12 protein-coding genes are annotated in these 12,386 nt (G+C 52.5%); 8 read left to right on the top strand and 4 right to left on the bottom strand.

Going from position 1 to position 12,386, the window contains the following annotated elements:
- Positions 1-216 precede the first annotated feature (216 nt).
- On the top strand, positions 217-645 hold the full coding sequence (locus tag DVH26_RS32510; protein ID WP_239629657.1) for an NUDIX hydrolase: 429 nt from the start codon (positions 217-219) through the stop codon (positions 643-645).
- Between the two features lie 33 nt (positions 646-678).
- Here the strand turns inward: DVH26_RS32510 and DVH26_RS32505 are convergent, their stop codons facing one another.
- On the bottom strand, positions 679-1,719 hold the full coding sequence (locus tag DVH26_RS32505) for a hypothetical protein (protein ID WP_239629655.1): 1,041 nt from the start codon (positions 1,717-1,719) through the stop codon (positions 679-681).
- A 233-nt stretch (positions 1,720-1,952) separates the two neighbouring features.
- Here DVH26_RS32505 and DVH26_RS32500 point away from each other — a divergent pair, with 233 nt between their 5' ends.
- Entirely contained in the window at positions 1,953-2,369 is a 417-nt protein-coding gene (locus DVH26_RS32500; protein WP_239629653.1) for a GNAT family N-acetyltransferase, read from the top strand.
- A 147-nt stretch (positions 2,370-2,516) separates the two neighbouring features.
- Here DVH26_RS32500 and DVH26_RS32495 read toward each other — a convergent pair whose 3' ends face one another.
- Positions 2,517-3,422: an ArsR/SmtB family transcription factor gene (locus DVH26_RS32495; protein WP_239629651.1), complete on the bottom strand. Its 906-nt coding sequence runs from the start codon at positions 3,420-3,422 to the stop codon at positions 2,517-2,519.
- A 222-nt stretch (positions 3,423-3,644) separates the two neighbouring features.
- On the opposite strand from DVH26_RS32495, the gene DVH26_RS32490 reads away from it, so the two are divergent.
- Both DVH26_RS32490 and DVH26_RS32485 read left to right on the top strand, forming a co-directional pair.
- Positions 3,645-5,141 (top strand): alpha-N-arabinofuranosidase, encoded by a 1,497-nt coding sequence (locus DVH26_RS32490; RefSeq protein ID WP_275590437.1) that lies wholly within the window; start codon positions 3,645-3,647, stop codon positions 5,139-5,141.
- A gap of 5 nt (positions 5,142-5,146) precedes the next feature.
- A complete protein-coding gene (locus DVH26_RS32485; protein ID WP_239629646.1) occupies positions 5,147-5,410 on the top strand; it encodes a DUF6171 family protein in 264 nt (87 codons plus the stop codon).
- Positions 5,411-5,870: 460 nt separating this feature from the next.
- Here the strand turns inward: DVH26_RS32485 and DVH26_RS32480 are convergent, their stop codons facing one another.
- Positions 5,871-7,013, bottom strand: a complete 1,143-nt coding sequence (locus DVH26_RS32480) for a GNAT family N-acetyltransferase (protein WP_239629643.1) — start codon at positions 7,011-7,013, stop codon at positions 5,871-5,873.
- A gap of 1 nt (position 7,014) precedes the next feature.
- Positions 7,015-7,953: an N-acetylmuramic acid 6-phosphate etherase gene (gene murQ / locus DVH26_RS32475; protein ID WP_239629641.1), complete on the bottom strand. Its 939-nt coding sequence runs from the start codon at positions 7,951-7,953 to the stop codon at positions 7,015-7,017.
- A 283-nt stretch (positions 7,954-8,236) separates the two neighbouring features.
- Here murQ and DVH26_RS32470 point away from each other — a divergent pair, with 283 nt between their 5' ends.
- The 4 genes from DVH26_RS32470 (at position 8,237) to DVH26_RS32455 (ending at position 12,381) form a co-directional block, all read left to right on the top strand.
- A complete protein-coding gene (locus DVH26_RS32470) occupies positions 8,237-9,106 on the top strand; it encodes a MurR/RpiR family transcriptional regulator (protein WP_239629639.1) in 870 nt (289 codons plus the stop codon).
- A 24-nt stretch (positions 9,107-9,130) separates the two neighbouring features.
- The gene (locus DVH26_RS32465) at positions 9,131-10,507 is read left to right on the top strand and encodes an ABC transporter substrate-binding protein (RefSeq protein WP_239629637.1); all 1,377 of its coding nucleotides are present in this window, start codon (positions 9,131-9,133) and stop codon (positions 10,505-10,507) included.
- Positions 10,508-10,600: 93 nt separating this feature from the next.
- Positions 10,601-11,536 carry a carbohydrate ABC transporter permease gene (locus DVH26_RS32460; protein WP_239629635.1) on the top strand — a complete coding sequence of 312 codons (936 nt, stop codon included), beginning with the start codon at positions 10,601-10,603 and terminating at the stop codon, positions 11,534-11,536.
- Positions 11,537-11,637: 101 nt separating this feature from the next.
- The gene (locus DVH26_RS32455) at positions 11,638-12,381 is read left to right on the top strand and encodes a carbohydrate ABC transporter permease (protein ID WP_379461345.1); all 744 of its coding nucleotides are present in this window, start codon (positions 11,638-11,640) and stop codon (positions 12,379-12,381) included.
- The last annotated feature ends 5 nt before the right edge of the window (positions 12,382-12,386 follow it).

The following is a 12,386-nucleotide window of genomic DNA, read 5'->3' as shown; positions in this document are numbered from 1 at the left end:
AACCGCAGCGCTTCTAGGAAAATCCGCGGGAACCTATCCCCGGATTTTTTCTTTTGTAAGCATTGTGCTTGGCATGCGGAAATATGAAAAGCAGGGAGCACTCGGGCGGAGCTTTATGGTACGATAAAATAACCGGTCGATTATGTAACGGACGGGCTGCTGCGGCAGTCTGCTTATGTTTGTTTTGTGTCGTCATTATTTTTGGAGGTGCGCCAGGTGATTAGAGTGAATGTGGCATGCGCATTAATATTCGATTCGTCCAATGAAAAAATACTAATGGTGAGAAATCAAAAAGGAGACTCCTCCTATTGGAGCATCCCGGGCGGCGCTGTAGAGGAAGGAGAGACGCTGGAGCAAGCCGCCATACGTGAAGCAAAGGAAGAGTCCGGCTATGATATTGAGATCGCCGGTCTGTATTCGGTCAGAGAGGCGTTGTTCGAAGAGAGGGGACATCACGCGATCATGTTTACTTTCTTGGCTAATATCGTAGGCGGGGACATGAGCATTTTGGATCCGGACAACGACATTGAAGAAGTGAGGTGGATGGATCTGCATACGGCCAATGAACTCATGCCTTACCTGCCTGATACATTGAAAATAAAACCGGGCGGCACCGTCCCTTATCACTATCACGGGAGGGTGTAAGGAACGCGATTTAGCATGCGTGTCGAGTCCTTATTACTTGTTCACGATGTCCGGGTTGGCCAGCATAATCGCCTCAGCAGTTTCCCGCAGCTTGGGAAGGAAACGGATGACTTCGTCGGCTCGGCGTTTACGTGCATCGCTTGTGGCAATGCCAAGATCGGCGATGACGGCTTCGAATGCCGGAGCGAGCTCATGCTGCAAATGCGGCGCATCGGCGGCCAATATTTTGTGGCAGCGCGCGTAGGTGGCGACGATCCAGAATATCGCCTCGCGATGGTTGCCGGCCCGAATCAGCTCGTAGCTCCCGTCGATAGCGATGGGCCGAGATACCGGGGAGATGTCCGTGCTGAAAAAGAAAGGCGTCTTGGCTGCGGCCGCAGCGGCATCGAAGGTTCGGGCGAGCCCGTCGACATGCTGCTCTATGCGCTTCGGTGTCAGATGGGCGCAGCCGAGCAGCCCCAGCAGCTCCGGGTATACGCTGTCCAAGCCGTACTCTTGCAGCACATTACGTGCGGCGAGGTAGCGGAGTCTTACCGTTGGATTGCGTAGTGCGGCTAACAGGAGCACATGCGTGGTGATTCCCGTTGGGAATAGCCATGACGTCACTTGATCGTGCAGAGGCGCGGAATTATCCGTGTTACGCAGTCCGCTTTCGATTTTGTGCAGCACATTCACACACCGTCGCCGCACCCAGACCGACTCGGCAAAATGGCGCGATACCTCGCTTTGCAGGCTGCGCAGCTGTCCTGTCGGGTCGGCGATGATCGTATCGAGACGAAGGCTGCTCGCCAAATGATGGGATGAGAGCACCTCCTGAGTAGAGGAGAGCTCTTTCAACGACAAGTACGTTGCTTCTACAAGCGTGCCTCGGTACGTAAACTTCCCGAGCTTGAGCGGGGGTTCGGTTTGATCCGTGACGATCATGACATCGATATCGGAGGAGGCCGACAGCTCCGCATCATCGGGCAGTCCTGTCGTCGATCCGCTGAAATAGGCCCCGATAAATCCTGCCTCCCGGCTGGCCTGCCGTATAACCCATTCTGTCGCCATTGTGCGTGCAGTTCCGACTTTCATTTTCATACCTCCGCTTCCAACTTTTGTTTTGTTCGGACATATACCCATTATCGGCGATAAGAAATTAATTACCAGTCTGTTATTGGCATGAATTTTGCAGTATGATAACTGTAGGGATACAAAAGAGTGTACATCGAGCAGCCTGCGGCGGAATGAGACTTCCGCGATTGGATAGGCGGCTTTTTTTTCACAGCAAAGGCATGGTATACATCACCTAGAGGGGAACAACCGTTATGATCACGATCAGAGAAATGACCATCCGCGACTACGAGCAAATGATAGAGCTTTGGAAAAGCATTGAGGGGCTAGCGTTAAGCAATGCCGACTCCCGGGACAATATCGAGAGCTATTTAGACAGAAACAAGGGCTTAAGCTACGTTGGCGAGCAGGATCATCAAATTGTCGGAACCATTCTGTGCGGGCATGACGGCAGAAGAGGGTACATCTATCACGTGGCTGTACATCCGGATTGCCGGAAACAGCAGCTCGGCAACAAGCTGGTGCAAACGAGCCTGGAGCAGCTGCGCAAAGAAGGGATCGACAAGTGCCACTTGTTCGTTCTAGAAGATAATGCGGCAGGGAACGGCTTCTGGTCGTCGGTAGGCTGGGAGAAAAGAAGCGGGTTTTACGTGTATTCGATAGACGTATAGACGGAAGACGTAAAAGCATATAGAGCACTCTATCGAAAGATCATAGAATGAAAAGACAGCGTCAGGAACGGACATGAATTCATGTTCTTTCCCGGCGCTGTTTGTTGTTGAACCTACAGCTGAATCCGTAGCCGCAGCCGACTATGCTCAGCGATAATACACGCGGTACAGCAGATCCTGGCTGTAGTTGCCGAAGCCTTCGCCGTATATCGTCAAGCCTCCGACGTGCGTAGAATCCTCCTCCACCGCAAGCCTCAACGTCCAATGATTGCGGTCGAGCGGCAGGTCGGCCAAGCCGGTTTCCGACATTAGCTGCCCGTCGATGAAGGTTCCGTCCTCTTGAATGCGAATCACCTTCAAGAGTCCGTACTGATTCAGTCCCGTCCACCACCAGTCCGGCGCATACCGTCCCCTGCTGCTTCCGTAATCTCCGGGGCTGGTCCATTGACCGAGGGGCACATTGTTCAAGTAAAAGCGTATGTCCGACGGCCAATTGTCGTTCGCGCCCGGCGCTTCCGAGCCCAGCTCCATCGTAATTTCGATCTCCTCCAGCTGCTGACCGGGAAGCAGATAATTCGGAATGCGGTACTCTACATACCCTTTGCCGAACCAGAGGATATGCGCATGCATCCGTTCCGGCTCCATAAAATACCGCGGATCGTCGAACTGCCCTATCACCTTCTCCTTGGTCGCAAGACCGCAGGTCGGATGAATGTCGAACTCCGTGTAGTGCCCGATGGGAATGACGCTTTCGTACACATGCCGCTGCGGAGTACCGCTGTGCGGAAGGTCGATCTGGATGCGCTCTATGGCTAAGGAGCACATTTTATGAGTACCGCCCTCTTTGCGGACGAGCTGCGTCCGGATGAGCCCGCCCGCCTCCAGCTTGCGGATATGCATCGTGATGATCGCGCTGCTCAGCTTGAGCTCATGGGCGATTTCTTTTATATTCATAGGCTGTACCGCCAGCATTTGCACAATGCGAAGCCTAACCTCGCTTGCCAGCGCCTCGTACAGGGGCAAATAAACAGAGTCTGTTGTAGCTTTTAGCATAAGATGCTCCTTCTTCCCATTCGGCTAGAAATGAAACCTTGTCTATGTAATTAATATAAACATAAATTCAACAAAGTCAACATTGTTAAGCCAAAAGAGACTTGTCAAAGGGTTTCGTGTATGATTAACTATTAGTTGTTAATGTTTTCGTTATTTAAATTTACATATTTATTAATCTAATTAAACTCTGGTATGCAAACCATGGAGAAAGGGACGATTCTCGTGACAACTCGCATCGTTATTAACACGGACATCACCCGGGGCACCATTAACAAAAATATTTACGGCCATTTCGCCGAGCATCTCGGGCGATGCATTTACGAAGGTATTTGGGTAGGGGAGGATTCGCCGATTCCGAATACGGAAGGCTTCCGCAACGACGTGCTGGAAGCGCTTAAGAAGGTCAATATTCCGGCTCTTCGTTGGCCGGGAGGCTGCTTCGCGGACGAGTACCATTGGAAGGACGGCGTAGGGCCGAAGGAAACCCGCAAGCGCATGGTCAACACGCATTGGGGCGGACTGGTTGAGAACAACCATTTCGGAACTCACGAATTTATGCGGTTGTGCGAGCTGCTGGACTGCGAGCCGTATATTTGCGGCAACGTGGGCAGCGGAACGGTGCAGGAAATGCAGGAATGGATCGAATACATGACCTTCGACGGAGAGTCGCCCATGGCCGATTGGCGTAGAAGAAACGGGCGGGAAAAGCCGTGGAAGCTGAAATATTTTGGCGTAGGCAATGAGAACTGGGGCTGCGGCGGCAGCATGAGGCCGGAATATTATGCGGACGTATACCGGCAGTTTCAGACGTATGTGCGCAATTTCGGCGAGAACAAGGTGTACAAAATCGCGGGCGGGGCGAACGATTTTAATTACAACTGGACCGAGGTGCTCATGCGCGAGGCGGGCCGGCATATGCACGGCTTGAGCCTGCACTATTACACGGTTCCGGGAGTGTGGCAGAAGAAGGGCTCGGCGACCGACTTCGAGGTCCACGAATGGTTCACGACCATCCGCAAAGCGCAGGCGATGAATGAGCTGGTTACGAAGCATGCGACGATCATGGACAAATATGATCCGGAGAAGCGGGTCGGCATGATCGTCGACGAATGGGGCACCTGGTTCGACCCTGAGCCGGGAACGAATCCGGGCTTCCTGTACCAGCAAAATACGCTGCGCGATGCATTGGTCGCCGGGGTGACGCTGAATATTTTCAACAATCACTGCGACCGGGTGCAGATGGCCAACATCGCCCAGACGGTCAACGTGCTTCAGGCGATGATTTTGACGGAAGGCGGAGCTATGGTGACAACGCCGACCTATCATGTGTTCGACCTGTTCCAAGGTCATCAGGATGCGGAGCTGCTGGATGTACGGGTGCTGGAATCGGAGCCGTATACGTATGAAGGGGCGACGCTGCCGCAAATCAGCGTCTCGGCTTCGAAAGGAACGGACGGGCGGACGCGGATTACGCTGTGCAACGTCGATCATGAGGCGGAAGCCTCCGTCCGGTTGGAGCTGCGGGGAGCGGAGACCGATGCCGGTACGGGGTCGGATGTTGCCGGGCGGATCGTCACGGCGGAGCGCATGAACGCGCATAACACGTTTGCGGAGCCGGCGGCCGTGCAAGCGGTGGAATTCACGGGCGCGGAGCTGAGGAACGGAGCGGTAATCGCAGTGCTGCCGCCGATGTCCGTGGTCCTGCTGACCCTAGGTTGATGGCTATGGCGACGCCACCGTGCCGCGGCTGTCCCGGCGCCATGGAAGTCACGGCGGAGCAAATCGTCCGCCTGACCGACGTCGTGCGGCGCACGCCATCCGATTGCGTGCCGGACGATGTGTACGAGCAAAGATTGGTACGCTGCCGGGAGTGTGAATCGCTGCTTGATTCGCACACATGCCGCCATTGCGGATGCTTCGTGCAGGTCCGGGCGCTGCTTAAGGAACGAGGGTGCCCTTATCCAGGAGGTTCGAGATGGGCGGTATGATTGTCGGACCTGCCAAGACAAGAATAGAAAAAGCCGGAACAACATGATACTCATGTCTCCGGTTGGGCTTGTTGAGATACCTAGGTACTCGTGTTTTGATTATATATTTCGGTTGGTGGAGGCACTCTCCAGTCAAGCCTTACGAAGATCGATCGGACAGGAGATCCGTTATTTCCTGAAATGATGCTGCTTTTGGAATGCGATCGGACCGAGAGTCCGTTATTTGCTAGTTTTACCTGAGAAACATGTGTATTTTCACGAAATAAGGGATCTAGAGTCCGATCACCCTGCATACTGAGCCATTTTGGGTAAAATAAAGGATCTACGGTCCGTTGCAACTAAACAACGGGTAAGCCAGGTTTATCAACAGCCTGAGCCGGAACATGATACTCATGTCTCCGGCTGTTTTTTTTAATGGCTATTGATGTTAACCAACCGAGCGAACGTGCGAGAAATACGTTTACACGTAATTAAGCCCATCCGTGAAAGGAAACGGAACCGGGAACAGGGCTGACAGCGCTGCAGCAGCCTGGGAATCGGCTTCCGATGGGAGTTCGCCTTCGAATACGAGCGAGATGACCTGCTGCGGATTCAGCGTGAAGGACTGTCCGTGTACGGTAAGACGGATCATGTCCTCCTCCAGAGCTTCTGCCGACAACGATTGCAGAGCTTGCGCCGCTCCAGGATGGCTCTGCCAATAGGGCTGCAATTGCTCGAGTAAGCGTGGAAGGCTGACGATCTTGACCGTTCCCTGGTTTTTCTCCGTTTTCGATTCGAATGGCGCCATTGCTTCCAACAGCCCGGTTTCATGCGGGGATACGGCGACGCGAATTTCGCTCAATCCATATCGCTCACGCGCATAGTCTGCAAGCATGGCGATCGCTTGCGCATCACCGGCATGCTCGACAACGAACGGAGTCCGCTTGTTTGTGTAAGGCGGATTCGGAACGGCAATGACCGCGTAGGCGACAGGGACGCCTGCTTTCTGGGCAACCACTACGCGATGCTTCATCTTGATGCAGCTGACGATCGCCTCGCTCTGTATCAGCTTGGCGATATCAAAGACGCTTTGCTCGAAGGCTGCGGTCCGGGCTGCGGCCAGCTTGTGCAGGTGCAGCCAATCCGTCGGCGCAAGCTCGCGCAGCGTCAGCTGTCCGGAGCTGTCCTGCAGCTCCCCCGTCGACTCGGCATTCAGCGAGAAGCGCTGAATTTGCCCGTAGGGAAGGCAATGGACGCGAGTGTACAAGGAGCGTCCCCCGGATACGAGCAGCAGGGAAGCTCCCGCTTTATCGATATGCTCGAAGATGCGCTCGAGAATTTGGCTGGCGTAGCCTTGGCCGCGGTGTTCGGTGTGCGTGCATACCGAGCCCAGCAAATACACGTTGACGCGGGCTTGCCCGATACGAATGACACCGGGCACAAGGCCCATGAAGGAAACAAGCTTTCCGTTATCGAACGCGCCGTACGATTGTCCCAAGCTTGTGGAGAACACGTCCGGGAACGCGGTTCCCATGGACACCTGCTCCGAATCCCGGAATACGGCATCCGACAATGCAATGGCATCGTTCATCTCTTCCGGACGGACCGTCCGAATTTCCAACATCCTACATTCCTCCCTTAATGTGCTCCGTTGCTTCCATTTCTGCCTGCAATAGTGCCAGGCGTACGAAACCATTGGTTTGCTCCAGCAGCTGTTTCGCCCCGTTAAAATCCACCTGCGCCAAAATCATGACGATAGCCGTTTTCACATGGCCGCCGGATTGGACGAACGCTTGATGGACAGCTTCCTCCGACGCTCCGGTCGCCATGCTGATGATTCGTTTAGCGCGGAAGACGAGCTTTTCGTTCGAAGGCATGACGTCGACCATAAGATTCTCGTACACTTTTCCCATTTGAATCATAGAGGCGGTAGTCAAAATGTTCAGAATCTGCTTCTGAGCGGAGCCTGATTTCATACGGGTAGAGCCAAGAATGACTTCCGGTCCGACAACAGCCTCCAGCATTAAATCCGCGGTCTGTACCATAGGTGTATGTTCATTATTGCATAAGCCGATCACTTTGGCACCGATTTCTTTCGCGCGCTTCATTGCGCCGAGCACATAGGGAGTTCTGCCGCTGGCGGCTATGCCGACTACGACATCCAGGGAGGTGACGCCGTAGGTATCCATGTCCCGCGCTCCCAGTTCCGGGTTATCCTCAGCGCCTTCGACCGATTCCTTTATCGCCTGGTCGCCGCCTGCAATAATACCCTGCACCATGGACGGGATCGTCCCGTATGTAGGCGGACATTCCGATGCGTCGAGGATGCCGAGACGGCCGCTTGTTCCGGCTCCGACATAAAACAATCTTCCTTCCCGTTTGAAAGCGCCAACAATGATATCCACAGCTTTGGCGATGAAAGGCGTTATTTGCTCAATGGCAATGGTCACGTTCTTATCTTCTTCATTGATGAGGGCAACGATCTGCTCGGACGAGAGCCTGTCGATGTGGGTCGTATGTTCATTGCGTTGTTCCGTCGTGAGTTCGCTCAATAAATTGGACATAAGTTTGCTCCTTTATAAATAGGTTAGGGTCCAATGAAAGGACTGTCGACTGTAAACAGCAGCCGCTTCTCTCGACCGGGGACAAAGAGCCCGCATAGTTTTGATTTAGAGTATAAAGTAAGAATTTAGGTTTGTAAAATAAAATTTCATGAAAATAAAATTGTATTGATATAAAATTTTATGTATTGTATAATCGACTCATTGAAAACGTAATCAATAACAGAGACCTACAAAAACAATACGTATTATGTAATTTAATATAACATGAAAGAGGGTGTGAGTTTTGAATGGGGGGCTTGTCCGGTTACGGGAAATCATAGAGCATCTGACCCCTTCAGAGAAGAAGGTAGCGGAATATATTTTGGAGCACCCGGGCAGCATGATCGAGCTGTCGGTCGCACAGCTTGCCGAATTCAGCGGCGCCTCCCAGGCGGCCATCGTCAGACTATGCAAATCGATGGGTGTCAAAGGCTATCAGGATTTGAAGCTTAAGGTTGCGGGAGATCTGCGGGAGGCCGCCGCGGAAAGTCACGGCTATCAAGAAATTCGTTCGAACGATTCCATCGAAACTATTGTGCACAACGTATCTAACAACAACATCCAATCGATACGCGATACGGTCAAAATTTTGGATCTGAATCAGGTAAGCCGCGCTGTTGAAGCGCTCCGTCGAGCCAAACGCATTTATTTTTACGGAATAGGAGCTTCCAATCTGATAGGCCAGGACGCGCAGCAAAAGTTTTTGCGCATCAACAAGATGTGCTTCTGCTTTGCCGATCCGCACGTGCAGTTGACCTCGGCGGTAACGCTGACAGAGGACGATGTCGCCGTAGGCATCAGCTACTCGGGAGAGACGCGGGAGGTCATTGCTTCACTCCGAGCCGCGAAGCAGAATGGAGCGACGACCATTAGCATTTCCAAATACGGCGCCACGACGCTCGGAGCGTTCACGGATATTCCGCTATGCATTTCGTCCACGGAGAACGAAATCCGCAGCGGAGCTATGGCATCAAGAATGACTCAGCTGAATGTCATCGACATTTTGTATCTCGCCGTAGCCAGCGACAATTACGAGAAGTCCGTCATGTTCCTGGATAGAAGTCGTCAGGCGATACGCGAGCTGGAGAACGGTTTTACGAAATATCATAAATAAAACCATGTACTGGGGGATGGACGTATGAAGGTTAGTAAATTATTGGCACTAACGCTCGCCGGGAGTCTTGTAGTCGTATCCGCTTGCTCAAAGACGGAACAGCCGAAGGGCGATACGGCGGCTCCGCCGGCCAAGGACGACAACAAGCCTGACGTAGTTAAGGTATGGACTTATCCCGTTCATTTGGATTATGAGAAAGACTTGAAGGAATTGGTTGCCGATTTCAATAAACAGTATCCGCACATCAAGGTGGAAACGGAAATGCTCTCCTGGGCGGAAGGACCGAAGAAGTTCGACGTGGCGCTGAACGCCGGAGATCCGCCGGATCTGTATTATCATGCCGTATCCGGCCATTACGTGAATACGGGCTTGGCTATCCAGCTCGACAAGTATTTGACTCAGGAAATTAAGGACGACTACCTGCCCGGCACTCTCGAACTCGGTAAAATTCAAGGCAAGCAATACGGTCTGCCTTTGACGCAGGGACAATGGGCTTGGGGCGGCAACAAGCGAATTCTGGAGGAAGCAGGAGTCGATTGGAAGAAGATTCAGGAGAAGGGCTGGACCTGGTCGGAGTTTATTGAAATCGGCAAAAAGCTGACGAAGAAGCTCCCTGACGGATCGATGCAATATGGGCTTGCTACCGACGGCACGAGTCTCGACTTCAGCCAAATGATTACGAAAAATGCCGGACTGGTCGAAGTTGTTGATGCCAAAGGCAACTTTATTTGGAACGACAATAAAATCCTCGATTCCTTGAAATTCATCGATACGCTGATGAAGGAAGGCATCATGCCGAAGGAAACCGGCGCATTGTCTCCGCAACAAAGAACGCAAATGCTGTATGACGGCAAAGCGGCTGTCATCAGCAAGGCGCTGCCTTATTACGATACGATCATTGCGAACCGCAACAAGGATATCGACGCAGGCAAAGTGAAGGGCGAGAAGATCGACTACATTTACCTGCCGGTTCCTCACCATGAGAGCGCTCCGGGCAAAACGTACGTCATGGGCGAAGGCTACGTGATGTTTAAACAGAAGAACGATAAAGGCGAGCAGCACGCCAAAAACGCCTTCCTCGTCATGGAGGCACTTAGCGGAGCGAAGGCCGGCAATTCCTCTAACGAGCTGAATCTGCCGTTCGTCCGCAAATCCCAAGCCAAACTGTTCGAGGGCAAAAGCAAGGCGACGCCTCACAACTGGGCAGCAGCGCAAAACTTTACCAAGAGCACGGTTACTTCCATCGAGAGCGAGCTGGATGTCGACAAATCGACGAAGCTGAAGCAGTTCCAAGAGCAGGTGCAGAAGCCGGCGTTCCAGGCATTGTTCGCAGGCGAGAAGAAGCCTGAGCAGATTGCCGAGGAATTCAAGGCGAAAGGGAAACAAATTTTTGGTCAGTAAGAAATCCGGCGGCCCTATATGAGCTCATATGGGGCTCCTTTTTTCCCTGTGCAAGGGGTGGCTTACAAGAAATAAGGAATAAGGAGAATGGCGATGCACAATTCACATCCGGTACCGAATCGCTCCGTCAAGGACCAACGAACGGCTTCTCCCGTCAGGCAGTTTATAAGGGAATACGGCTGGGCTTATTTGTTCATTCTTGTCCCGGTGCTGCTGTTTCTCATCTTTACGCTCTACCCGGTCATTTCGGCGTTTATGATGAGCTTCCAAAAGCACACGGTCATGAAGACGACATGGGTGGGACTGGACAATTACCGGTATATGTTCATGGACGAGGTGTTTTGGAAGTCGCTGAAAAACACCGTTATTTTCACGGTAGGCACCGTTCCGGTTAATATTATCATTACCTTCGGGCTGGCCTTCTTTATTTTTCAGATGAAGCAGTCGTGGCAGACGTTCTTCAAAGCGGCGCTCTATTTGCCGGGAGTCGCTTCCGGCGTTACGATCTCGCTCGTCTGGCTGGCCATCTTCGATCCGACCCCTACGGGGCTTATGAATACCGTATTAAGCTGGTTCGGACTCGATCCGGTCATTTGGCTGGGAAAGTCGAACAGCGCCCTGTTTTCGCTCATGCTGATGACTTACCTCGGCTCCCACGGGGGCGGGATCATTTTATATTTGGCAGCTATGGGAGGCATTCCGAAATCGCTGTATGAAGCGGCGGATATCGACCATGCCAGCGGCTGGGCGAAGTTTACCAAGATTACTTGGCCTCTCTTGAAGCCGACGACGCTTTATTTGCTCGTGACAGGGGTCATTACATCGTTCCAGGTGTTCATTAGCGTCTATTTGATGACGCAGGGCGGTCCGAACTTTGCCACGACGACGATTGCGTATTTGATTTACCAAACCGCGTTTGTGTTCTACGATTTCGGATTGGCGTCGGCTCAATCGTTCGTGCTCGCTGCCATCATCATTCTCATATCCATCGTGCAGTTCAAATATTTCTCATCGGACATTGAGTACTAGGGGGTGACGCATTGAGTACCAAAGCCAAAGTGATTTTCATAAGCATTACCGTCTGCGTGCTCTCGTTCTGGGCGTTCATTACGATCGTCCCTCTGTACTGGATGGTTATCGGTTCATTTCAGGATTCCATGGCTTCCGCCTCGTTCAAGCCCCAGATGATCCCGGACATATGGTCGATCGCTCCTTACGAGCGGTTCTTTTCCAAGACGATGGCGATCAAATGGCTGTTGAACTCGTTGTTCGTCTCCTCGGTGCTGACGGTATCGAACCTGCTGTTCGCATCTCTTGCGGGATATGCCTTCGCCAAGCTGAAGTTTCCGGGCAGCAATGCGATCTTCTGGGTACTGCTCGGCACGATGATGATTCCGGCGCAGGTGACCTTGATTCCGCTTTATGTTCTTGTCATTAACGTCTTCGATCTGGCGGATACGTATACGGCGATGATTGTGCCGACGCTCGTCAGCGTAGGGAATATTTTTCTGATGAAGCAGTATATGTCCACCTTGCCTACGTCGCTCATTCATGCTGCCCGAATCGATGCCTGCAGCGAATTCGGTATTTTCTCGAAGGTGATCCTGCCTATGGCTAAGCCCGGGCTTGCGGTTCTTGCGATTTTCACGTTTGTCGCCAACTGGAACGACTTTTTCTGGCCTTTCCTGGTTACCCGAAGCAACGATATGAGGACGATTCAGGTAGGTTTGGCCAGCTTCAAATTTGCGGAATCGACGGATTACGGCGCAATCATGGCGGGAGCTACCATCGGGGCGCTGCCGATGATCATCTTGTTTTTCTCGCTGCAAAAATATTTCTTGCAAGGCATTACTATCGGAGCTGTGAAAGGCTAGGGGGA

The sequence above is a fragment of the Paenibacillus sp. H1-7 genome, assembly GCF_022354825.1.
Taxonomy (GTDB): Bacteria; Bacillota; Bacilli; order Paenibacillales; family NBRC-103111; genus Paenibacillus_S.
The sequence above is the reverse complement of the archived record's forward strand: the minus strand, read 5'-3'. Positions and strand labels throughout refer to the sequence as shown.